Origin of the sequence: Streptomyces roseolilacinus, assembly GCF_014649335.1 — a bacterium.
Lineage (GTDB): Bacteria > Actinomycetota > Actinomycetes > Streptomycetales > Streptomycetaceae > Streptomyces > Streptomyces roseolilacinus.
Window position 1 is genome coordinate 23,111 of sequence record NZ_BMSV01000008.1, and the last position, 24,161, is coordinate 47,271.

Genomic DNA, 24,161 nt, shown 5'->3' on the forward strand with positions numbered 1-24,161 from the left:
GAATGACGCAGGTGGCGGGCGGCCCGGAGAAAGCGGGGGAGATCCCCGGAGGAACGCCTCCCGGAATTCCTCGGCGCACATTCCGGAAAACCTTCCGAAGCGGCCGGGATCGTTTTCCAGGAAAACGGGTCGCCCTCCTCTCCGGGGGAGAGGAGGGCGACCCGGGAAAAGCGGACGGGGGAATCCCCGGCGGGGAGGGGCTACGACTCCGCGGTCAGCAGCTGCGCGACGTGGTCGCCGATCGCCACCACCGTCGGCTGGTGCCACAGCAGCGTCGCCGGCAGCTTGTGCCCGAACCGCTTCTCCAGCCGCCTGCGGATGACGATCGTCATGACCGAGTCCAGTCCCTGCTCCACCAGCGAGCGCCGGACGTCCAGCGACGCCACCGGCAGCCGCATCTCACCGGCGATCTGCGCGGCGACCTCCTCCCGCAGCCGCTCCCGCAGCGCCTCCCCGGTCAGCCCGGCGAACGCGTCACCGGGCCCCTCCGGTCCGGGGGCGGCCGCGGCCGCCGTGCCGATCTCGCCCAGCAGCGGCAGCGGCCGGGCGCCCGCCTCCAGCGGCACGGTCCGCAGCACCGGGTAGTACCCCGGCCCCCGGCGCGCCGCGTGGTCCCACGCCGCGAACGCCTCCGGTACGGAGATGTCGGTGACGCCCCGCTCGCGCAGCTCCAGGTCGACGACCTCGTTCACCGCCATGCCCCGGCCGCGCCACGACGTCCAGGCGAGACTGGTCGCGTCCCCCCGGTACAGCGCCAGCGCGTCCAGGAACGCGTTGGCGGAGCCGTAGCCGGCCTGGCCCGGCAGCCCGAGCAACTGGCCGCAGGAGGAGAACAGGACGAAGAAGTCCAGGCTCCCCACCGGGAACAGCTCGTGCAGCGCCCACGCGCCGTCCGCCTTCGGGCGCATCACGAACCGCAGCGACTCCTCGTCGACCTGCGGGACCATGCGGTCGTCCAGCACCCCGGCCGCGTGCACCACGCCCCGCACGGGCGGGAGCCCCAGCGCGTCCGGCGTCAGCAGCCGGGCCGCCCCGGCGGCGTCGGCGACGTCCAGCGCCACCACCCGCACGGTGGCCCCCAGCGCCTCCAGCGCCCGTACGCCGGCGACCTGGCGGGCCGTCGCCCCGTCGGTCACCGCGTCCCAGGCGGACCGCGGCGGCAGCCCCCGCCGGCCGGCCAGCACCAGGCGCCGCGCGCCCCGCTCGACCAGCCAGTGGGCCACCTCCAGGCCCAGCACCCCGAGACCGCCGGTGATCAGGTACGTGCCGTCGGCGCGGCAGGCCACCGGCTCGCCGGCGGCCTCCCGTTCCGTGCGGACCAGCCGCGCGACCTCGGCGGCACCGTCCCGGACCGAGACGACGTCCTCGCCGGGCGCCGCGGCCAGCACGTCGAGGAGCGGGCCGGCCGCCTCCCGCGGCATGCCGGGCGGGAGGTCCACGGTGCCGCCCCACAGCTCGCCGTGCTCCCCGGCGACGATCCGGCCCAGGCCCCACATCGCGGAGTGCGCGAGGGCCGGGGCGTCCCGGCTCTCCCGTACGCCCGCCGTCAGCGACCACAGCCGGGGGAACGCCACCGCGTCCGGCGCGGCCAGCCGCTGCGCCGTCCGCAGCAGCAGCCAGGCGTTGCCGGCCGCCGCGTCCGGGAGGGACTCGCCCGGCGCGGGCGGCGGGGGCAGCACCAGCACGTCGGTGGTGGCGCCCAGCCCGTCCGGCCCGTTCGGGCCGGGCAGGTCCCCGGGGTCCTTGACGGCCCTGAACCGGCGGCCCTCGGCGGCCAGCCGCTCCCGCAGCGCGCCCGCGAGGGGCTGGTCGACCGCCCCGACCAGCACCACGTCCCGCTCCGCGCGGCCGTCCCGCTCCGCCGCCGGGTCCTGCGCCCCGGGCGCCCCGGGCCCGGTGGCCGCGGACCGCGCCGGCAGGGGGCGCCACACGAGGTCGTGGACCAGCTCCGCGGGCGGCGCGGCCACCCCGGTCTCCTGGCCGATCGTCCCGTACCGCACCCCGGTCAGCGCGGCCCGCACCCGGCCGTCCGCCCCGGCGACCAGCACGTCCACGGTGTCGGCCACCGGGTCGTGGGTGACGCGGACGTCGACGGTCCCCGGCGGCGTGCCCTCCACGGTCACCGCCGCCGCCCCCGCCACCATGCGCAGCGCAGCGGGACCGGGGTACGCGGACGGGGCGATCGACAGGGCCGCGTCGAGGACCGGCGCCCAGGTGGCCGGCGCCCGCTCGGGCTGCCGGGGCGTCACCCGCGCGTGGAGCACGCCCTCGCCGCGCAGCAGTTCCTCCACGGTCCAGTCGAAGGCCATGGACGGCACGCCGACCGACGCCAGGTGCCGTCCGATCTCCTCCGGGTCGGCCGGCGCCGGCCCCCGCGGCCCGGACGGCAGGGCGGGCAGCCCCTCCGGCAGGGCGGGGGGCGCGGCCGGGGCGGTCGCGGTGGCGTGGGTGAGCCAGGAGCCGTCGCCCTCGGCGGTGCGGGACGACAGCTGAAGCCCGCTGCCGTCGTGCACGACCTGGAGCTCGCGGCGCTCGCCCACGGTGAGCGGCAGCCGCAGCGCGACCTCGCCCACGGCGCGCCGCCCCCGCCCGCCGTCCCCGTCGCCGTCGTGGGCCGCCGCCAGGAACGAGTTGACGAGCACCGCCGCCGGCATGACCTCGGTGCCGTGGATGGTGTGGCTGCCCGGATAGGGCCGGTTGGCGTCCTCCAGCAGGGTGCGCCACAGCCGCAGCGACCGCCCGGAGACCGGCACGGGGGAGCCGAGGAGGGTGTGGGCGTCCACGTCGTGGCCCAGGCCCTGCCCGGCGCCGGGCAGGCGCGTCTCCCGCCAGTGCGGCTGCCGCTGCCAGGCCACCGGCGGCAGCGCGACCAGGCCGCCGTGCGGCTGCAGGCGCGTCCAGTCGCAGGCGACGCCCCGCGTGTGCGCGGCGGCCAGCGCGGCGAGCAGCGCCGGCCGCTCGGGCCGGTCGCGGCGGAGCGTGGAGCCGACGAAGGCGTCCTCCCGGCCGAGGTCGGCGAGCGTCTCGCGGATCGAGTGGGCGACCACGGGGTGGGCGGAGACCTCCAGGAAGGCGCCGTGGCCGTCCTCGGCCGCGGCCCGCACCGCCGCCGCCAGCCGCACCGTGTTGCGGAGGTTCGCCGCCCAGTACGCGCCGTCGGCGGACGGGGTCGTACGGGGGTCCGGGAGCGCCGTCGAGTACATCGGGACCACCGGCTCGCGCGGGGTCAGGTCGTGCGCGGCGGCGGCGAGCTCCTCGACGAGCACGTCCATCTGCGGGCTGTGGAACGCCACGTCGGACGCCACCCGCCGCATCTGGACGCCCTCCGCCTGCCACTGCTCGACGAGGGCCTCGACGGCGGCCGCGTCACCGGAGACGACCGTGGAGGAGGGGGAGGCGGAGATGGCGGCGACGACGTCGCCGCGGCCCGCGAGCCGCTCGGTGGTCTCCTCCAGGGAGAGGCCGGCCATCGCCATCGCGCCCTGCCCGGCGACCCGGCGCAGCAGCACGGAGCGGCGGCAGATCAGCCGGGCGCCGTCCCGGGGGGTGAGGACCCCGGCGGTGACGGCCGCGGCGATCTCCCCGACGGAGTGGCCGATCACCGCGGCCGGGGTGACGCCGTGGGCCCGCCAGACCGCGGCGAGCCCGATCTGCACCGCGAAGATCATCGTCTGGACGCGGTCGACGGTCGGGAAGTCGCCGTCGAGCAGCACCCGGCGGGGCGAGAAGCCGATCTCCTCCAGGAAGACGGGCTCCAGCTCGTCGATCGCGGCGGCGAACGCCGGTTCCCCGGTGAGCAGTTCGCGGCCCATGCCCGCCCACTGCGAGCCGTGGCCGGAGAACACCCACACGAGCCCCGGGCCGGGGTCGGCCGGCGCCGCGCCGACGACCGCCTCCCGCGACTCCTCGCCGCCCGCGACGATCCGCAGCCCGGCGGCGAGTTCGTCGCGGTCCGCGGCGACCACCGCGGCCCGGCTGTCCAGGTGCGAGCGGCGCAGCGCGAGCGTGTGCCCCACCGACTCCAGGGGCGCCTCGCGGCCGGGGCCGGTCAGCCAGTCGGCGAGCTCGCCGGCGTACGCCCGCAGCCCGGCCGGGGACCTGCCGGACAGCGGGTAGACGCGCGGTTCGTCCCGCGTCCGGGACGCGGCCGCCTCCGGGCCGCCCGGCGGCGCGGGCGCGGCGGGCGGCTCGGGCGCCTGCTCCAGCAGGACGTGCGCGATGGTGCCGCCGTAGCCGAACCCGGAGACGCCCGCGCGACGGGGCCGGCCCGTCTCGGGCCACGGGGTGCGCGCGGTGACGACGCGCAGCCCGCTGCCGGCCCAGTCGATCGAGGGGTTGCCCTCGGTGTGGTTGAGGCTCGGCGGGATCTCGCCCCGCGAGAGGGCCAGGACGACCTTGAGGAGGCTCGCGACGCCGGCGCCCGCCTCCAGGTGCCCGATGTTGGGCTTCACCGACCCGACCAGCACCGGGGCGTCGGCCGGCCTGCCCCGTCCGTACACGGCGGCGAGGGCGCCCGCTTCGAGGGGGTCGCCGAGCCGGGTGCCGGTGCCGTGCGCCTCGACGTAGTCGACGGTCCGCGGCGCGATGCCCGAGCGGCGCAGCGTGGTCTCCAGGAGCGCCCGCTGGGCCGTGCCGCTGGGGGCCATGATGCCGTTGGTGCGGCCGTCCTGGCTGACGTGGCTGCCGCGGATCACGGCGAGCACCCGGTCGCCGTCGCGTCGCGCGTCGGCGAGCCGCTTGAGGACGAGGACCGCGCCGCCCTCGCCCCGCCCGTAGCCGTCGGCGGAGGCGTCGAACGGCTTGCAGCGGCCGTCGGGCGCCGTGGCCCCGGCGGCCTCCAGGGTGAGGGTCAGGCCGGGGGAGATGATCAGGTTGACGCCGCCGACGAGCGCGATGCCGCTCTCCCCGGCGCGCAGGCTCTGGCAGGCGAGGTGGGTCGCGACGAGCGACGCGGAGCAGGCGGTGTCCACGGCCATGCTGGGGCCGCGCAGGTCGAGCGCGTACGAGATCCGGTTCGCGGCCGCGCACATCGCGCTGCCGATGCCGGTCCACGCCTCGATGCGCGGCAGGTCCTCCAGGAGGCGGCGCCCGTAGTCGTCGGAGCCGATGCCGACGAAGACGCCGGTGTCGCCGCCGGCCAGGCTGCGCGGCGGCACCCCGGCGTCCTCCAGGGCCTCCCACACGACCTCCAGGAGCAGCCGCTGCTGCGGGTCCATCAGCTCGGCCTCGCGCGGGCTGAGGCCGAAGAAGGCGGAGTCGAAGCCCTCCACGTCCCGGAGGAACCCGCCGGGGACGTCGGCGCGGCGGGCGGCGGCGCCGTACTCCGGGCCCAGGTCCCGGTAGACGCCCCAGCGGTCCTGGGGCATGGGGCCGATTCCGTCCCGCCCGTCGAGCAGCATGTCCCAGAACGCGTCGGGGGAGTCGGCGTCACCCGCCAGCCGGCACCCGGCCCCGATGACGGCGATGGGTTCGGGCGGCGGCGCGGACGCGGCCGGGGCGGGTGAGCCGGTCGCTGCGGATTCGTCTGTGATGGACACGACTTCGGTCTCCTTAGCCTTGGTCAACTGCACCACGGGGCGGACCGCAGGATCCGCACGACCGCGCAGGACAGGGTGACGCCGGGGCCGACGCCGAGCATCAGCAGGTGGTCGCCGGGCCCGAGCTCCCCGGTGCGCAGCAGGTGGTCGAGCGACACGACCTGGTCGCCGGCGCCCAGGTGGCCGACGGTCCGGCCGAACTCCCACGTGGACTTCTCCAGGGGCAGCCCGAGCGCCGCCATGCACCGCTGCTCGACGATCTCCCGCGAGTAGTTCATGTACGCGACGCGCGTGACGTCGCCCAGGCCGATCCCCGCCTCCGCCAGGGTCCGCTCGACCAGCTCCAGCGTCCTGCCGTGCACCCGCACCAGCGCCCCGGTGCCCACCCCGTCGGCGAGGGCGGCCTCCTTGAACTCGGCGTTGCGGGCCCGGAAGTCGAGCGGACGCCCCGTGGTCGGGCCGGGCGGGAACAGCGGCTCGGCGCCGCGGTGCATCTGCTCGGCCTCCGACACGGCCGCCGATCCCACGGCGAGGAGCCGCGCGAACGACGGCTCGGTGGTCAGGAGCACGGCGCAGGCCGCGTCCCCCGCCACGTAGCCGGGCCCCATGGTCCAGCGGTCCATCATCGGGGTCCCGAAGTTGTCCGCCGCCACGAGCAGCGCCGTCGCCGCCCGCCCGCCGCCCGCCCCGGCGGCGCGGCCCCGCAGGTAGCCGGCGCCCAGTTCCAGGGCGCCGAACATGCCGTTGCAGCCCTGCCGCACCTCGACGGCGAGCACGTCGTCGCCGACCAGGTGGCGCTGCAGGTGGTACTGCGGCTGCCACCCGTCGGGCCCCTGGTGCCAGGAGTCGGCGTAGAGCAGCAGGTCCGTGTCGCCGGGGCGGTGGCCGCAGCGTTCGTACGCCTCCCGCGCCGCCCGCAGCGCCATCTCGGGCGCGGGGGTCGCGCCGGCCACGGCGGCGCCGGCCAGCTCGTGCAGTTCGGCCTCGAAGGCGGGGTACCAGCCCTTCTCCACGGCCTCCTCGACGGTGACCGTGCCGGGCAGGAAGACTCCGAGCCCCTTGATGAATACGTCGGGCGTCCGCAAGGCCGCCTCGCCTCCTCGGTGGACGGGATCGGTGGGTGGTGCGCAGCAGCGGCGGGCACGGCGGGTCAGGGGAGTCCGGCGAGGGACTCCAGCGTGCCCACCAGCCGGTCCAGCAGCCTCCCGGCCTCCGCGCGCGAGAACAGGTCGGGCCGGTAGCCCAGCCGCAGGGCCAGCGTGCGGCCCGGCACGGCGGCCAGCCGCAGCGGGTGGTGGGTGCCGTCCGCCACGTCGAAGCCGGACAGCCGCAGGCCCCCGGCCGCCGCCGGCCCGACCGGGTCGAAGGAGTACCCGACGAAGGTGAGGGCCGTGTCGAACAGTGCGCCGGGGCCCGGGCCGGCGTGCCCGCCGCCCGTGTCCGCCAGCCGCACGATCTCGGGGAGCCCCAGGTGGTGGTGGGGCACCAGGGCGGTCTGCTCCTCCTGGAGGCGCGCCAGGGTGTCGAGGAGCGGTTCCCCGGCCCGCAGCCGCAGCCGCACCGGGACGGTGTTGGTCAGCAGGCCCACGATGCCCTCGACGCCCGGCAGCTCCGGGGGCCGCCCCGACACCGACGTCCCGAACAGCACGTCGTCGCGCCCGGTCATCCCGCACAGCAGCAGGCCCCACGCGCCCTGCACGGCCGTGCCCGCCGTGATCCCGCGGGCGGACAGCCGCGCGGTGAGCCGCCCGGTCAGTTCCTCGTCCAGTTCCCCGGACAGGTGCTCCTGCCGCGGCGCCGGCTCGGGCGCTCCCTCCGCCACGAGGGTCGGCCCGGCCAGGTCCTTCAGGGCGGTCGCCCAGGCGTGCCGGGACGCCTCGCGGTCCTGCCGGGCGAGCCACGCCAGGTGGGCGCGGTGTCCGGTGGCGGGGGGCAGGGCGCGGGCGTCGCCCCCGCGCGCGTAGAGCGTGAACAGCTCCCGCAGCAGGGTCGCCGTCGACCAGCCGTCCCACAGGATGTGGTGCGCCGTCAGCAGCAGGCGGCTGCGGCCGTCGCCGAGGCGCAGCAGCAGGAAGCGCAGCAGCGGCGGCGCCGCCATGTCGAAGCGGCGGTCCCGGTCCTCCGCGGCGAGCCGGCGCGCCTCCCGCGCCCGCCGCTCCCCGGGCAGCGCCGACAGGTCGTGCTCCGCCCACGGGAGCCGTACGTCGTCGCAGATCACCTGTACCGGCTCCGCCGTCCCCTCGTGCCGGAACGCGGCCCGCAGCGCGGGGTGCCGCCGCAGCAGCACCTCGGCCGCCGCGCGCAGCGCCGCCGCGTCGAGGGGGCCCTCCACGTCGAGGCGCAGCTGCGCCACGTAGGAGTCGTCGCCGTGCCCGGCCAGGACGCTGTGGAACAGCAGCCCCTCCTGGAGGGGGGTCAGCGGCAGGACGTCCGACAGGCCGGGGTGGGCGGCCGCGAGCGCGTCGGCCTCGGCGCGGGTCAGCGCCACCAGCGGCGCCCCGGTCGGCCCCGCCGCGCCCGCCGCGTCCCCGGCGTCCCCGTCCGCGCCGGTCCGCTCCCGTACCCGCGGCGCCAGCTGTGCGACGGTCGGGTACCGGAAGACGTCCGCCAGCTCGACCACCAGCCCCGCCTCGTGGGCGCGGGCCACCAGCTGGAGCGCGGTGACGCTGTCGCCGCCCCGCTCGAAGAACGCGTCCGCCACGCCGGCCCGCTCCAGGCCCAGCACCTCCGCGAACAGCGCGCACAGCGCCTCCTCGCGCGCGTCGCGCGGCGGCCGGTCCGCGCCGCCGGCGGACGGGTCCGGCGCGGGCAGGGCCCGCCGGTCGACCTTGCCGTTCGGGGTGACGGGCAGGGCGTCCAGCGGCACCACCGCGGCGGGCACCATGTGGTCCGGCAGCGAACGGGCCGCGAAGGCGCGCAGCTCCTCCGGGTCGGGCCGCGCACCGGGCCGGGGCACCACGTAGGCCACCAGCCGCTTCCGGCCGGGCCGGTCCTCCCGTACGTCCGCGAGCGCCGTCCCGACCGCCTCGTGCCGGGCCAGCACCGCCTCGATCTCCCCGGGCTCGACGCGAAGGCCCCGGATCTTGACCTGGCTGTCGGCCCGCTCCCGGTACTCCAGCTGCCCGTCGTCCCGCCACCGCACCAGGTCGCCGGTGCGGTACATGCGCTCCCCGGGCCCGCCGTACGGGCACGGCACGAACCGCTCGGCGGTCAGCGCCGGGCGGCGCAGGTACCCCCGCGCCAGCCCCGCCCCGGCGAGGTACAGCTCGCCGACCGTGCCCGGCAGGACCGGCTCCAGGGCGTCGTCCAGCACGTACACGCGGGTGTTGGCGACGGGCTCGCCGATCGGCGGCGTCCCGGTCGGCTCCAGCGGCCGGCTGACCGTGGAGGTGACGGCCGCCTCGGTCACCCCGTACTCGTTGTGCATCCGCCGTCCCGCGGCCCACCGCCGCAGCACCTCGGGCGCCATGGGCTCGCCGCCGGTGCGCAGCGCCCGCAGGTCGGGCAGGTCGTCGCAGGGCGTCCGGGACAGGAAGACCGGGGGGATCGCCGCGTGGGTGATCCGCTCCGTGCGCAGCAGCCGGGCCAGGGCCGGGCCGGTGACCGTCCGCGGGTCGGGGGCCAGCACCAGCCGGCCGCCCGACAGGAGCACCGGCCAGATGTCGCTCACCGCCACGTCGAAGCTGGGCGAGACCAGTTGCAGCACCCGGCTGTCGGCGGTGAGCCCGTACCGCCGGACGTGGTCGTCCACCAGGTTGCGCAGGGCGCGGTGGGAGACGACCACCCCCTTGGGCGCGCCGGTGGAGCCGGAGGTGTGGACGACGTACGCCGGGTGGTCCGGGTGCGGTCCGGGCGGGGCGTCCCGGACGGGCCCGCCCGCCTCGTCCCCGGCGTCCACCCGGGCGCCGTCCCCGTCCCCGTCCGCGGAGTCGACCAGCAGGACGCGGGGCGTGCCGGCGGGCAGCCGCCCGGCCGCCTCCGCCGTGGTGACGACGGACCGGGCGGCCGCGTCGTCCAGCGTGTACCGGACGCGCTCGGCGGGGTACGACAGGTCGACGGGCACGTAGGCCGCGCCGGTCCGCAGCACCGCCAGCATCGCGACGACCAGCTCGGGCGAGCGGGGCAGCGCGAGCGCCACGAGGTCCTCCGGCCCGGTGCCCCGCTCCGCCAGCCGCCGGGCGAGCCGGCCGGACGCCGCGTCGAGTTCGCCGTACGTCATCGTGCGCGCCCCGTCGACCAGTGCGACACGCGCCGGTTCGGCTGCGGCGCGCCGCGCGAACAGCTCGGGCACGGTCTCGCCGCCCGTCTCCAGGGCGGTCGCGTTGCGCTCCACGAGCAGCCGGTGCCGCTCCCGCGCACCGAGCACGTCCAGCGACGCGACCGGCGTGTCCAGGCCGGCCGCGGCGGCGCGCGTGAAGGCGAGGAGCCGCTCGCGGTGCGCGGCCAGGCCCTCGGCGTCGTGCAGCTCCGGATTGCCGTCCAGCACCAGCGACATCGCCTCGCCGGAGGGCTCCGGGCGGACGGTGACGAACAGGTCCAGGACCGGCCCGGAGGCCAGGTTGTGGCTGGTGGCCGGCGTGTCACCGAAGCGCAGGGGACCGCCGTACGGCATGAAGTTGACGATCGGCCCCAGCAGCGCGCCCGCGCCGGCGTCCAGGGCCAGTTCGCGCTGGAGGTCCTCCAGGCGGAACCGCTCGTGCCGCAGCGCCGCCCCGACCTCCCGCGTCAGCCGGCCCACCAGCCGGGCCAGGGTGTCGCCGGGGGCGACGTCCAGGCGCAGCGGCACGCTGTTGGTCGCCATGCCGGGGACGCGGCGGGACGCGGCGCTGCGCCGCCCGCTGACGGGCAGGCCGAGGACGACGTCGGGCCGGCGGGTGACGCGGTGGACGTAGGCGCCGACGGCGGCCGTGAAGAGGATCTGCCAGGTGGTGCCCGCCTCGGCGGCCGCCTCCCGCAGCAGCGCGAGGTCGGCGGCCGGGAGCGGGGCGGTCAGCCGCAGCCGCAGCAGCTCCTGCGGCAGGGCCGCCCCGCCCGGCCGGCCCGGCACGCGCGGGGGTTCGGGACGGTCGGCGAAACGCTCCAGCCAGTAGGCGCGGTCGGTCCGGAAATCCTCCGACGCGCGGTACGCGGCCTCCTCGGCGAGCAGGTCCTCCAGCGGGCCGAAGACCGGCGGGACCTCCCGCGCGCCGGCCGCGAGCGCCGAGTGGATCTCGGCGAGCCGCTGCCCCAGGAGGTGGACGCCGAAGCCGTCGACGGCGACGTGGTGGATCCGGTAGTAGAAGAAGTACCGGTCCTCCGAGAGCTTCAGCAGGGCGTACGCCGAGACCGGCCCCGCGGCCAGGTCGAGCGGGCGCTGCACGTCCGCGTGCATCCACCGTCGCGCGTCCCCCTCCGGGTCGGCCGCGCCCGTCAGGTCGACCAGCGGCACCGAGGCGCCGTGGCCGGGGTCCAGGACCTGCCACAGGCTGCCGTCGCCGTCCCGTACGACCGTCCGGACGCGCACGACGTCGGCCTCGGCGCGCAGCAGCGCCCACGCCCGGCCGAACAGCGCGAGGTCGAGGGGGCCGCCGATGTCGAGGTACTCCGCGCAGGTGTACGCCCATCCGGACGGATCGAGCTGGTGGGCGAACCACACGCCCTGCTGCCCCGCGGACAGGGGCAGCCGCGCCGCGCCTGCGTCGACCATCATCGACTCCCTCGCTCGCCGGATCCGGGTCCCTCCCGGGCGCACCGGGGTGACACGGTGACGACCACCCTGCGAAGCGCGGCTATAGACCGCCTATACGGCTGCGGGAGGGGGCGCGGACGGCGGCCGGATAGGCCGGATAGCGAAGAAATATAGAGGCGCTCCCCAGGGTCGGAGCGGGCCCGTGGCCCCGCCGGAGAGGAGAAACCCGATGGACGACCACAGCCCCTGGAAACCGCTCGTCGTCACCCCGGCGGACGTGGAGGAGGAGCCCTCCCCGGCCGGCCTGACCGCCCACCTGCGCGGCATCGGCGACCTGCGGGCGCGGCTCGTCGAGGCCAAGGCGCTCGTCTTCCGCGGCTTTCGCGTCACCGCCGCCGAACTGGACGGGGTCCTGGACCTGCTGCTGCCCGGCCGGCTGGCGTACGTCCACGGCAACTCGCCCCGCAGCAAGGTCGGGCGCAACGTCTACACCTCCACCGAGTACCCGCCCGAGTACACGATCTCCCTGCACAACGAGCTGAGCTACGCCCACCGGTGGCCGTCGCGGCTGGTCTTCCACTGCGACCGCGCCGCCGAGACGGGCGGCGCGACCCCCGTCGTGGACGGCGCGCGGTGGCTGGCGTCCCTGGACCCCGAGGTGCGCGAGCGCTTCGCCGGCGGCGTGCGCTACACGCAGAACCTGCACGGCGGGAAGGGCTTCGGCAGGAGCTGGCAGGACACCTTCGAGACCGACTCCCGGGCGGAGGCGGAGGCGTACCTCGACGGCACCGGCGCCGAGTACGCGTGGCGGCCGGACGGGACCCTGCGGATCAGCCGGACCCGGCCCGCGACGGTCAGGCACCCGGTGACCGGCGCCGAGGTCTGGTTCAACCAGGCCGACCAGTGGCACGCCGCGGGGCTCGGCGACGCGACGGCCGCGGCCCTCCGCGCGATCATGCCGGAGCGGGACCTCCCGCAGTCGGTGGCCTTCGCCGACGGCACCCCCATCCCGGCCGGGTACGTCACCCAGATACGGGACCGGGGCCTCGACGCCGCGGTCGACGTCGACTGGCGGACCGGCGACCTGCTCCTCGTCGACAACGTGCTGGTCGGACACGGCCGCAGGCCCTTCACGGGCCGCCGGCGCGTCCTGGTCGCGATGTCCGACGAGCCGCGCCCGGCCGCCTGGGCCGGGCCCCACGAGGAAGGCGACACGTGAACCAGTCCCCATCCCCCTCCCCGGCCCCGGCGTTCGCCGTGATCCCGGGCGCCCAGGTCCACCAGGTGCTCGACGGGAGGGAGGAGCACGTCACCCGGATCGTCGAGGCCGCCTACCGGCTGCACGGCACCGGGCGGACGGTGAACCCCGACTCGTACTTCCTCACCTTCCCCGACCGGCCGTCGTCGCGGATCATCGCGCTGCCCGCCTCCGTGGGCGGCGACGTGGACGTGCACGGCATCAAGTGGATCTCCAGCTTCCCCGAGAACGTGGAGGCGGGCCTCCCGAGGGCCTCCGCGGTCCTCGTCCTCAACGACACCCGGACCGGCTACCCCTTCGCCTGCCTGGAGAGCTCGATCATCAGCGCCGTCCGGACCGCCGCGTCGGCGGCGCTGGCCGCCGTCGCCCTGAGCGGGCAGCGGGGCGAACGGCCCCGCCGGGTCGGCTTCTTCGGCACCGGACTGATCGCCCGCTTCGTCCACACCTACCTCGCCGGCAACGGGTTCGTCTTCGACGAGGTCGGCGTGCACGACCTGTCGCCCGACCACGCGCGGGGCTTCAGGGGCTACCTGGAGCGGGCCGGGGAGGCGAAGACCACCGTCCACGCGTCGGCGGAGGACCTCGTCCGCTCCTCGGACCTGGTCGTGTTCGCCACCGTCGCCGGCCGCCCGCACGTCACCGACCCGGCGTGGTTCGCCCACCACCCGCTGGTGCTGCACCTCTCCCTGCGCGACCTGTCGACCGACGTCGTGCTCACCTCGCACAACGTCACCGACGACGTCGAGCACTGCATGAAGGCCGGCACGTCGCTGCACCTGACCGAACAGCGCGTCGGCCACCGCGACTTCGTCACCGGCACGCTGTTCGACGTCCTCACCGGCGGGGCCGCCTGCCCGCCGGACCGGCCGGTCGTCTTCTCGCCCTTCGGGCTGGGCGTCCTCGACCTCGCCGTGGCGAAGCACGTGTACGACGAGGTGGCCGGGGACGGCGCGCTGCACACCGTCCCCGGCTTCTTCCACGAGATGAACCGCTACGGCTGACGCGTCCCGAGCGCGGTGAGGAGGGCCCCGCCGCGCCAGGGGGAGTCCCCGCCCACCGGGGCGGGGTCGGGCCGGCCGGTGAACGCCTCGGGCGCGAACCCGTCGACGCTGCCGGTGAGGATCGCCTGGTAGGTGTGGCGCAGCGCCGGCCCCGGGTCGACCCCCAGCTCGTCCTCCAGCTGCCGGCGCCCCTCGTGGAAGACCGCGAACGCGTCGGCCTGCCGGTCCGTCGCGTACAGCGCCAGCATGAGCTGCGCCCGCAACCGCTCCCGCAGGGGGTACGCGCGGACCAGGCCGACCAGCTCGGAGGTGATCTGGACGTGCCGGGCGAGCGCGAGGTCGGCCGAGATGCGGCTCTCCAGCGTCTCCATGTACGCCTCCTCGATGCTCGGCCGCTCGGTCTCGCCCAGGTGCTCGGTCACGTCGGTGAGGGTCGGGCCCCGCCACAGCTCCAGCGCCGCCCGCAGCAGGTCGGCGGCGTGGCCGTAGCGGCGCCTGCGCAGCGCGGTGTGGCCGGCCCGCGACAACGCGTCGAACTCGCTGTAGTCGAACCTCCCGGAGACGATCCGCAGCAGGTAGCCGGAGCCCTTGCGGACTATCTCGGCGTGGTCCTCCAGGTGCTGCCGCAGTCTGGACGCGTAGGTGTATATCTGCGCCTGGTACGTGCCGGGCGGGTTCCTGCCCCACAGCGCCTCGCCCAGCCGGTGGTCGGGGAGCACCCGCTCACCGGCCAGCAGTAATGCCGCGAGCATGGTCCGTTGTTTCGTTCCGTTGAGCGGAATCTCTTTGTTCTCCAGCCAGAGTCCCACGGGGCCGAGAATCCGAAACTCCATCAGGAAAGCGCTCCTTTTGCATCGAGGCAACGTGGGTGCGTGCTCGCGGGATCGCCGGGGCGGCACGGCCCGGAAATCCCCCGGATGGCGCCGGTTCGATGGCGCGCCGCATTCCCCCCGGTACTGCCGGAAGGAGAGGGGCGGAGTGTCGGAGAGGGTCTCAGGAAAGGGCGGCGGGGAGATGCTGCGGTGCCGTGTCCCGCCGACGGGGGGCCGGCAGGGCGGTGCGGTCGCCCGGGCCGGCGCACGGGCCCGTGGAAGGAGCGTCAGAAGGCATCTTCTAGTCCCCGTCCCCCGTGAACTATTGCGTCGCCGACCCAGCGGGCGAATTTTCGCCGCGCTGTGACTGTAGGCACGTCCTGGAACGGGAGTCAAGGATCCCCGGCGGGGAGGGATTGCTGCCGCTAACGCGCCGGTAACCTTCGGAACTGGCCGGATCGGGGTGGTCGACCGGCTATTTCGACGGGTGGATTCGAATGTGATCACCCTGTTGGTCGCGGAGTACGGCTATGCCGGGATCGTGGTGATCCCGAATCACGGGGAGTGGCGTCCGGGCTGTTCGGCGGGCCCGCAAATGATGCGTGGCGGGGGTCCTGCAAGAAACGGTTGGCAGGGGGTGTTGTCGGGCGGGGCCCCGGCGGCCCGGTGATCTTCGGGGGAGGGGCGCGGCGGCCTTCCGTGGCGCGCGCCCCTCCCTTGTGTGAATTCCCCGGGGCCGGAGGGTATCGGCGGGAGGTCGCGCCCGCGGGGCCAGTAGCTGCCGTATAGATCAAATATCGGAGCGTGGCCAACTGTGAAATGCCGGTCGTGGCGGGCTTCCCTTGAAGAGATTGGGTTGCAACAGGTGGCGGCTATCATCTCGAATCCCATGGACTTCAATGTGGAGGACCTCTACGTCGATCTCCGGCGCAGCGTGGGCCGCCGGCTGTTCCTCAAGTGCGAGGGCTTCAACTTCGCCGGCTCGGTCAAGCTCAAGGCCGCCGCGGAGATGGTCGAGGCCAAGGAGCGCGCCGGGGAGCTGACGCCGGGCTCGACGCTCATCGAGTCGTCCTCCGGGAACATGGGGGTCGCCCTCAGCGTCGTCGCCGCCAGCCGCGGCTACCGCTTCGTCTGCGTCACCGACGTGCGCTGCACCCGCACCGCCATCCGGCTGATGGAGACGCTCGGCAGCGAGGTCCACATCATCGGCGAACCGGATCCCGAGGGCGGGTTCCTCGGCGCCCGCCTCGCGTACGTGCGCCGGCTGTGCGCGGCGAACAGCGGCTACCTGTGGCTCAACCAGTACGCCAACGACGGCAACTGGATGGGCCACTACCGCACGACGGGACCCGAGATCGCCAAGGCGTTCCCCCTCCTCGACGTCCTGTTCATCGGCGCGGGGACCACCGGCACCCTCATGGGCTGCGCGAACTACTTCCGCGAGAACCAGCCGTCGGTCACCGTCGTGGCCGTCGACGTCGTCGGTTCCGTGACGTTCGGGACGCCGGCGGGCCGCCGTCTCATCCCGGGCCTCGGCACCGGGGTCCGCCCCGGCATCCTCGACCCCTCCTGCGTCGACGACGTCGTGCACGTCTCGGAGACGGACACGGTCCGCATGTGCCACCGGCTGGTGCGGGGCGGCTTCCTGTTCGGCGGCTCCACGGGCACCGTGGTCAGCGGCGCGCTCGACTGGCTGGCGGCGAACGGCGCCGCCGAGGACGTCACGGCCGTCGCCATCTCCCCCGACTTCGGCACCAACTACCTCGACACGGTCTACGACGACGCTTGGCTGACCCGCTCCTACGGAACCGGGAGCGGAACCGGGAGCGGGACCGGGACCGGAAGCGGGACCGGAGCCGGGGCCCCGGACGCCGGCTGACGGCACGGCCACGGCGGGCCCCCCGGGCCCCCGGCGCCCTCACCCGCCCGAGGCCGCCCTCCTCAGCCGCCGTCCGCCGCCCGGCCGCCCTCACCCGCCGCCAGCAGCACGACCTCCAGCGTGCGCGGCCCGTGGACGCCCTCGACCCGGTCCAGCTCGATGTCGCTGGTCGCGGACGGACCCGAGATCCACGTCAGCGGGCGGCGCGGGTCCAGCCGCTCCAGCGCCTCCGGCACCGAGCCCACGACCTGGTCGGGCACCCGCACGACGCAGACGTGGTGGTCCGGCACGAGCGTGATGCGCCGCCTGCCCTGGTCGGGGCCGCCGTCCAGCACGATCGTGCCGGTCTCCGCGACGGCCACCGCGCAGCCCGTGACGACGCTGTCCACGGCGTCCAGCTCCCACGGCGTGGACGCCGCCCGGTCGTGCACCCGCGTCGCGTCCACCGCGGCCGTCCAGTGGGGCGGCAGCCCCGGCGGCACCAGGACCGACGCCGCGCCGCGCCGCGAGAGCAGCCGCGCCAGCAGCTCCCCGACGCCGTCCTCGGTGGTCCGGTGGACGACCGCCCGGTAGTCCGCGAGGTTCCCGGCGAGGAGGTCGACCGTCTCCCCGGCGGTCCGCGCGCCGTGCGTCCGCAGGTAGTCCCGCTCCACCGGGACGTCCCGGGGCCGCTCCCCGCGCGGTACGTCCGCCAGGGCGCGGCGCACCCGCGCCAGCACCCGGTCCCTGCCGTCGCTCATCGCGCGCCTCCCCGCGTCCGCTGCCACCAGTCCCGGAACGACTCCGCCGGCACCTTCGGCAACGCCCTCGTGTCCGACCAGGCCCGGCCCGGTCCCGGGAGCCGCTCGGGGTGCAGCCGCCGCGTCCGCGACGCCAGCCGCTGGCCGGCCCGCAGGGCGCCGGGGTGGTCCAGCGTCCAGCGGGCCGCCCGCATCGCCGCCCGCTCCGCCGCGTGCCCCCGGGCCGGCCGGAGGGTGACCCGCACCCCCTGCCGCGTCACCTCGCCGCCCTGCACCACCCGCTCCCGCAGGTGCACCAGCACCTCCGGGATGTCGATGGCGACCGGGCACACCTCGTAGCACGCCCCGCACAGCGACGAGGCGTACGGCAGCGACGCGTCGACCTCGCTGCCGGTGCCGCGCAGCTGCGGGGAGAGGATCGCGCCGATCGGGCCGGGGTAGACGGAGCCGTACGCGTGGCCGCCGGCCCGCTCGTACACCGGGCACACGTTCAGGCAGGCCGAGCAGCGGATGCAGCGCAGCGCCTGCCGCCCCACCTCGTCGGCGAGCGTGTCGGTGCGGCCGTTGTCGAGCAGCACCAGGTGGAAGTCGCGCGGGCCGTCCCCGTCCGCCGTGCCGGTCCACATCGACGTGTACGGGTTCATCCGCTCGGCCGTGGAGGAGCGGGGGAGCAGCTGGAGGAACACCTCCAGGTCCCGCCACGTCGGCACGACCTTCTCGATGCCGACGACCGAGATCAGCGTCTCGGGGAGGGTCAGGCACATCCGCCCGTTGCCCTCCGACTCGACGACGACGAGCGTGCCCGTCTCGGCCACCATGAAGTTCGCGCCGGACACGCCGACCTTCGCGCGCAGGAACTTCTCCCGCAGGTGCAGCCGGGCCGCCTCCGCGAGGTCCGTCGGGTCGTCCGTCAGGCCCTCGGGCGCGGCGCGGCCCCAACGGCCCATGCGCCGGGCGAAGACGTCGCGGATCTCGCCCCGGTTGCGGTGGATCGCCGGGACCAGGATGTGCGACGGCCGGTCGTCCCCGAGCTGCACGATCAGCTCGGCGAGGTCCGTCTCGTACGCGCGGACGCCGGCGGCCTCCAGCGCCTCGTTCAGCCCGATCTCCTGGGTGGCCATCGACTTGACCTTGACGACCTCGCTCTCGCCGGTCGCCTTGACGAGGGCGGTGACGATCCGGTTGGCCTCGTCGGCGTCGGCGGCCCAGTGCACCGTCCCGCCGGCCGCGGTGACGGCCCGCTCCAGCCGCACGAGGTGGTGGTCGAGGTGGCGCAGCGTCCGGTCCTTGATCGCCTTGCCGGCGGCGCGCAGCTCCTCCCAGTCCTCCAGCTCGGCGACGGCCCTGGCCCGCTTGTCGCGGATGGTGTGGGTGGCGTGGCGCAGGTTGCCGCGCAGCGTCCCGTTCCGCACGGCGTCGCGCGCGGCCTTCGGGAAGGCGGGCATGCCGAGGTACGTACCGCTCATGCGTAGGGCTCCTCCTCGGTGGCGGCCAGGATCTCCGCGAGGTGTACCGGACGGACCCGCGAACCGCGCCGGGCGAGGGTGCCGCCGATGTGCATCAGGCACGAGTTGTCGACCGCGCACACGGTCCCGGCGCCCGTCGCCTCGACGGCGTGCGCCTTGTCGGCGCCCATCGCCGCGGACACGTCCGGGTTCTTCACCGCGAACGTCCCGCCGAAGCCGCAGCACTCCTCGGCGCCGTCCAGCTCGCGCAGCCGAAGGCCCCTGACGTGGGCGAGGAGCCGGCGCGGCCGGTCCCGCAGCCCCAGTACGCGCAGGCCGTGGCAGGTGGGGTGGTAGGTGACGGTGTGCGGGAAGTACGCGCCGACGTCCGTCACCCCGAGGACGTCCACGAGGAACTCGGTCAGCTCGTACGTCTTGGTCACCGCCCGGGCGGCCGCCTCGGCCAGCTCCCCGCCCCGGCCCTCGGCGGCGGCCTTCGCGCCGACGCGCGGGTAGTTGTCCCGCACCATCGCGGCGCACGAACCGGACGGGGTGACCACGTGGTCGTAGGCGCGGAACGCCGCGTCGAAGCGGCGGACGAGGGGTTCCGTCTCGTGCCGGTAGCCGGTGTTGAACTGCGGCTGGCCGCAGCAGCTCTGTGTCGCCGGGAAGTCGACCGCGACCCCGAGCCGCTCCAGCAGCCGCACCGTGGCCCGGCCGGTGCGCGGGTACAGGGTGTCGTTGACGCAGGTGACGAAGAGCGCTACGCGCATGCCCCGTCCTCCTTCCGGCGGGTCCCGCCGTGGATCCGGTCCGCCGCCCGGTCCCAGGCGGCGCGATCACCTGACGGATCGTAGTACCGCAGGGGCTGGGTGGCGCGCACCAGTCCGCGCAGTTCGGCCCGGCCGCCCTCGACGACGCCGGCGGCGCGGGCCTGGACGAGGGCGTTGCCGAGCGCGGCGGCCTCGGCGGGTCCGGCGACGACGGGCAGGCCGGTGGCATCGGCGGTCAGCCGGCACAGCAGCGCGTTGCGGGCGCCGCCGCCGACGACGTGCACGGTGCGCACGGTGCGGCCCGCCAGGGCGGCCGCCTGCTCGACGGCCGCGCGGTGGGCGAGGGCGAGGGAGTCCAGGACGCAGCGGGTGAACTCGACGGGCGTGCGCGGGACGGGCTGGCCGGTGCGGGCGCACGCCCCGGCGATGCGGCGCGGCATGTCGTCCGGGGCGAGGAAGGCCGGGTCGCCGGCGTCCACCACGGACCGCAGCGGCGGCGCGTCGGCGGCCGCGGCGAGGAGGGCGTCGAGGTCCTGCGGGTGGCCCTGCGCCTCCCAGGCGCGCAGGCACTCCTGGAGGAGCCACAGGCCCATGATGTTGCGGAGGTAGCGGACGGTGCCGTCGACGCCCAGCTCGTTGGTGAAGTTCGCCGCCCGGGACGCCTCCGTGAGGACGGGGGCGTCCAGTTCGAGGCCGGCGAGGGACCACGTCCCGGTGGCGATGTACGCGAAGTCGTCGCCGTCCGCCGCGGGCACGCCGAGCACGGCGGACGCGGTGTCGTGCGACCCGACCGCCGTCACCGGGACCGGCCCGGTGAGCCCGGTCTCGGCGAGGACCTCCGGCAGCAGCAGCCCGGCGGGGTCGCCGGGGCGGCGCAGGGGCGGGAAGAGGCCCGGGTCGATGCCGAGGCGGCCGGCGACGACCGGGGACCAGTCGCGGGTGCGGGGGTCGAGGAGCTGGGTGGTCGAGGCGTTGGTCAGCTCCGTGCCGGCCTCGCCGGTGAGCCAGTACGCGATGAGGTCGGGGACCAGCAGCAGGCGCCGCGCGGCGGCGAGCTGCGGGGTGCCCCGGGCAGCGACCAGCTGGTACACGGTGTTGAACGGCAGGTGCTGGAGGCCCGTCGCCGCGTACAGCTCCTTCGGCGGGAGCACCGCGGCGACCTCCCCGGCGGCGCCGTCCGTGCGGGCGTCCCGGTAGTGCACGGGGTTGCCGAGCAGGGCGCCGTGCGCGTCGAGCAGCCCGTAGTCGACGGCCCAGCCGTCGACGCCGACCCCGGCCAGCCGCCCGCCCGCCGCCTCCCCGGCCGCCCGCAGTCCGTCCAGGACGCCGCGGTACAGGCCGAGCACGTCCCAGTGCAGCGTCCCGCCGACGCGTACGGGCCGGTTGGGGAAGCGGTGGACCTCCCGGAGCTCCAGGGTCCCCGCCCCGATCCGGGCGAGCATGACCCGCCCGCTGGAGGCGCCGAGGTCGACGGCGGCGAACGGCTGGCTGGAAGACATCTGCATCCTCGTCGTGAAGCGACTCTGTCGAAGGAGGGGCGGGCGGCCCGGGAGGAGCGGGCGCCCGGGAGGAGCGGGCGCCCGGGAGGCAGGGGCCGGGTGCGGGGGCCGGTGCGGGGCGCCGGTCCGACGCCCCGCACCGGCCCGCGTCCGCGGCCCGTCGCGCGGACCACGGACCGCGGCGGACCGCGGGCGCCGGGGCGGGCGTGGGCGCGGGCTCAGCGGAGGAAGGCCGCCGCGACGCCCGCGTCCACCGGGACGTGCAGGCCCGTCGTGTGGGTCAGCTCGCCGCCCGTCAGGGCGAAGACCGCGTTCGCGACGTGCTCGGGGAGGACCTCCCGCTTCAGGAGCGTCCGCTGGGCGTAGAACTCGCCCAGCTTCTCCTCCTCCACCCCGTACACCGCCGCCCGCTGCGCGCCCCAGCCGCCCGCGAAGATGCCCGAGCCGCGCACCACGCCGTCCGGGTTGACGCCGTTCACGCGGATGCCGTGCTCGCCCAGCTCCGCCGCCAGCAGCCGCACCTGGTGCGCCTGGTCGGCCTTGGTCGCCCCGTAGGCGACGTTGTTCGGCCCGGCGAAGACGCCGTTCTTCGACGCGATGTAGACGATGTCGCCGCCCAGGCCCTGCGCGGTCATCACGCGCGCCGCCTCCCGCGACACGAGGAACGACCCGCGCGCCATGATGGCGTGCTGGAGGTCCCAGTCCCCGCTGGTGGTCTCCAGCAGCGGCTTGGAGATGGAGATCCCGGCGTTGTTCACCACCAGGTCGACCCCGCCGAAGGCGAGCAGCGCCTCCCGGAACGCCGTCGCGATCTGCTCCTCGTCGGTGACGTCCACCGTCACCGCGACCGCCCGGTCGGGCCCGCCGAGCTCCTCGGCGACGGCGGCCGCGCGCCGGGCGTCGAGGTCGGCGACGACCACGCACGCCCCCTCGTCGGCGAGCCGCCGCGCGATGGCCCGGCCGATGCCGGACCCGGCGCCGGTGACCAGGGCGATCCGCGTGGCGAGGGCCTTCGGCTTCGGCATGCGCCGCAGCTTGGCCTCCTCCAGCTCCCAGTACTCGATGCGGAACTTCTCCCGCTCCTCGATCGGGGTGTACGACGAGACCGCCTCCGCGCCGCGCATCACGTTGACCGCGTTGAGGTAGAACTCGCCCGCTACCCGCGCGGTCTGCTTGTCCTTGCCGTACGAGAACATGCCGACGCCCGGCACCAGCACGATCGCCGGGTCCGCGCCGCGCATCGCGGGGGATTCCGGCCCGGCGTGCCGCTCGTAGTAGGCGCGGTACTCCTCGCGGTAGGCGGTGTGCAGCTCCGCCAGCCGCGCCACGGCCTCCTCCAGGGGCGCCGCCGGCGGCAGGTCCAGGACGAGGGGGCGCACCTTCGTCCGGAGGAAGTGGTCCGGGCAGGACGTGCCGAGCGCGGCGAGGCGCGGGTGCTCGGCGCGGGCGAGGAAGTCCAGGACGGTGTCGGAGTCGTCGAAGTGGCCCACCTGGGGCCGGTCGGCGGACGCGACGGCGCGGACGTACGGGGCGAGCGCGGCCGCCCGCTCCCGGCGCGCGGCCTCCTCCAGCGGCTCGTACCCCGGCAGGACCGGCCCGAACGGCTCGGGCCGGCCGCGCTCGGCGAGGAACGCCTCCGCGGTGCGGATGACGTACCGGGAGTTGGCCTCGCACTCCTCGCTGGTGGCGCCCCACGCGGTGATGCCGTGCCCGCCGAGGACGCACCCCACGGCCTGCGGGTGGGCCTCCTTCACGGCGGCGATGTCCAGGCCGAGCTGGAAGCCGGGCCGCCGCCAGGGCACCCACACGACCTTGTCGCCGAAGCACTCGGCGGTCAGCTTCTCCCCGTCGGCGGCGCAGGCGAGCGCGATGCCCGAGTCGGGGTGCAGGTGGTCGACGTGGGCGGCGTCGACCAGGCCGTGCATGGCCGTGTCGATCGAGGGGGCGGCGCCCCCCTTGCCGTGCAGGCAGTAGTCGAACGCGGCGACCATCCCGTCCTCGCGGTCGACCCCCGGGTAGACGCCGGCCAGCGCCCGCAGCCGGTCCAGGCGCAGGACGGCGAGGCCCGCCTCGGTGAGCGTCCCGAGGTCCCCGCCGGACCCCTTGACCCACATCAGCTCCACGTCACCGCCGGTGACCGGATCGGTGGCGGTGCCCTTGGCGGACGCGTTGCCGCCGGCGTAGTTGGTGTTCCGCGGGTCGGAGCCGAGCCGGTGCGAGCGCTCCAGCAGGTCGCGGACCGCACTGTGCTGTCCCATGGTGGTCACGCCCCCCATCCGGCCTGGGTCCCGCCCACGCGCTCGTCGGTGATCTTCCGTGCCCAGCCCGACCGGTGGTACGCGGCGACCGGGTCGGGGTCGAGGCCCGCCTCCTCGCGCAGCTCGGCGAGGAGCGGGCGCACGTCGGTGTCGTACGCGTCCATCAGGACGGCGTTCGCGGCGAGGACGTCACCCGCCTCCTGGGCGGCGGACAGCGCCTCGCGGTCCACCAGGAGCGCCTTGGCGGTGGCCTCCTGGACGTTCATCACGGAGCGGATGATCGCGGGGATCTTCGGCTCGACGTTGTGGCACTGGTCGAGCATGAACGCGACGCCGCCGTCGAGCCCGCCGCCGCGCACCACCTCGTACATGATGCGGAACAGCTGGAACGGGTCGGCCGCGCCGACCATCAGGTCGTCGTCCGCGTAGAAGCGGGAGTTGAAGTCGAAGCCGCCCAGCCTGCCCTCGCGCAGCAGCAGGGCGACGATGAACTCGATGTTGGTGCCGGGCGCGTGGTGTCCGGTGTCCACGACGACCTGGGCCCTCTCGCCCAGCTTGAGGCAGTGCGCGTACGCGGTGCCCCAGTCCGGCACGTCCGTCGTGTAGAAGGCGGGCTCGAAGAACTTGTACTCCAGCAGCATCCGCTGCCCCTCGCCGAGCCGTTCGTACACGGCGGCGAGGGCCTCGGCGAGCCGGTCCTGCCGGGCGCGGACGTCGTCCTGGCCGGGGTAGTTGGTGCCGTCGGAGAACCACAGCTTCAGGTCGCGGGAGCCGGTGGCGTCCATGATGTCGACGCACTCCAGCAGGTGGTCCAGGGCCTTGCGGCGGACCCGGGCGTCGGGGTGGCAGACGCTGCCGAGCCGGTAGTCGTCGTCCTGGAAGACGTTGGAGTTGATCGCTCCCAGCCGCAGCCCGAGCCCGGCCGCGTACGCGGCGAGGGCGGCGTAGTCGTCGACCCGGTCCCACGGGATGTGCAGGGCGACGCTCGGGGCGGCCCCGGTGTGCTCGTGCACGCGCGCGGCGTCGTCGAGCTTCTCCCGCGGGGTGCGCGGGACGCCCGGCTGCGCGAACACCTTGAAGCGGGTGCCGGAGTTCCCGTAGGCCCAGGAGGGGGTCTCGACGGCCTGGGATCTCAGGGCTGCCTTCACGGCGGGGACGTCGGCTCGGCTGGTCATCGTGTCAGCGCTCCTGGGTGCCATGCGGGTCATGAGTGAATCGTTTCATTGCGCGAAGTTATGGGGGGCGGTGGAAGCTGTCAAGAGGGTGACCGGGGTGGAGCGCGTGAAAGGCG

Annotated in this window: 13 protein-coding genes; 3 read left to right on the forward strand and 10 right to left on the reverse strand. The window is 75.7% G+C overall.

Annotated features, from left to right (window positions below):
• Nucleotides 1–200 precede the first annotated feature (200 nt).
• From IE106_RS19940 to IE106_RS19950, 3 genes are all read right to left on the reverse strand, one after another.
• Nucleotides 201–5,537 (reverse strand): type I polyketide synthase, encoded by a 5,337-nt coding sequence (locus IE106_RS19940; RefSeq protein WP_229840619.1) that lies wholly within the window; start codon nt 5,535–5,537, stop codon nt 201–203.
• 23 nt (nt 5,538–5,560) lie between these two features.
• The gene (locus IE106_RS19945) at nt 5,561–6,622 is read right to left on the reverse strand and encodes a ketoacyl-ACP synthase III family protein (protein ID WP_189535973.1); all 1,062 of its coding nucleotides are present in this window, start codon (nt 6,620–6,622) and stop codon (nt 5,561–5,563) included.
• A 65-nt stretch (nt 6,623–6,687) separates the two neighbouring features.
• A complete protein-coding gene (locus tag IE106_RS19950) occupies nt 6,688–11,226 on the reverse strand; it encodes a non-ribosomal peptide synthetase (RefSeq protein ID WP_189535975.1) in 4,539 nt (1,512 codons plus the stop codon).
• A gap of 208 nt (nt 11,227–11,434) precedes the next feature.
• Between IE106_RS19950 and IE106_RS19955 the strand changes: the two genes are divergently transcribed.
• On the forward strand, nt 11,435–12,424 hold the full coding sequence (locus IE106_RS19955) for a TauD/TfdA family dioxygenase (protein WP_189535977.1): 990 nt from the start codon (nt 11,435–11,437) through the stop codon (nt 12,422–12,424).
• Nucleotides 12,421–13,464, forward strand: coding sequence for a 2,3-diaminopropionate biosynthesis protein SbnB (gene sbnB, locus IE106_RS19960; protein WP_189535979.1), 1,044 nt, complete (start codon nt 12,421–12,423; stop codon nt 13,462–13,464). The genes IE106_RS19955 and sbnB overlap by 4 nt, the downstream gene beginning before the upstream one ends.
• On the opposite strand, the gene IE106_RS19965 is transcribed toward sbnB, so the two are convergent.
• Entirely contained in the window at nt 13,455–14,297 is an 843-nt protein-coding gene (locus IE106_RS19965) for an AfsR/SARP family transcriptional regulator (RefSeq protein WP_268255311.1), read from the reverse strand. The genes sbnB and IE106_RS19965 overlap by 10 nt on opposite strands.
• A gap of 868 nt (nt 14,298–15,165) precedes the next feature.
• Between IE106_RS19965 and sbnA the strand changes: the two genes are divergently transcribed.
• Nucleotides 15,166–16,155 carry a 2,3-diaminopropionate biosynthesis protein SbnA gene (gene sbnA / locus IE106_RS19970; protein ID WP_189535981.1) on the forward strand — a complete coding sequence of 330 codons (990 nt, stop codon included), beginning with the start codon at nt 15,166–15,168 and terminating at the stop codon, nt 16,153–16,155.
• A gap of 62 nt (nt 16,156–16,217) precedes the next feature.
• On the opposite strand, the gene IE106_RS19975 is transcribed toward sbnA, so the two are convergent.
• The 6 genes from IE106_RS19975 to rhaI all read right to left on the reverse strand — a co-directional run bounded on the left by IE106_RS19975 (nt 16,218) and on the right by rhaI (nt 24,045).
• Nucleotides 16,218–16,895, reverse strand: coding sequence for a LutC/YkgG family protein (locus IE106_RS19975; protein ID WP_189535983.1), 678 nt, complete (start codon nt 16,893–16,895; stop codon nt 16,218–16,220).
• Nucleotides 16,892–18,361, reverse strand: a complete 1,470-nt coding sequence (locus tag IE106_RS19980; RefSeq protein ID WP_189535985.1) for a lactate utilization protein B — start codon at nt 18,359–18,361, stop codon at nt 16,892–16,894. The genes IE106_RS19975 and IE106_RS19980 overlap by 4 nt, the downstream gene beginning before the upstream one ends.
• Nucleotides 18,358–19,113 (reverse strand): (Fe-S)-binding protein, encoded by a 756-nt coding sequence (locus IE106_RS19985; protein WP_189535987.1) that lies wholly within the window; start codon nt 19,111–19,113, stop codon nt 18,358–18,360. The genes IE106_RS19980 and IE106_RS19985 overlap by 4 nt, the downstream gene beginning before the upstream one ends.
• A complete protein-coding gene (locus IE106_RS19990) occupies nt 19,104–20,612 on the reverse strand; it encodes a rhamnulokinase (protein WP_189535989.1) in 1,509 nt (502 codons plus the stop codon). Before IE106_RS19990 ends, IE106_RS19985 begins: the two co-directional genes overlap by 10 nt.
• Nucleotides 20,613–20,830: 218 nt before the next feature.
• Complete coding sequence (locus IE106_RS19995; RefSeq protein ID WP_189535991.1) at nt 20,831–22,870, reverse strand: bifunctional aldolase/short-chain dehydrogenase; 2,040 nt, start codon at nt 22,868–22,870, stop codon at nt 20,831–20,833.
• 5 nt (nt 22,871–22,875) lie between these two features.
• A complete protein-coding gene (gene rhaI / locus IE106_RS20000) occupies nt 22,876–24,045 on the reverse strand; it encodes an L-rhamnose isomerase (protein ID WP_189535993.1) in 1,170 nt (389 codons plus the stop codon).
• Between the last annotated feature and the right edge of the window lie 116 nt (nt 24,046–24,161).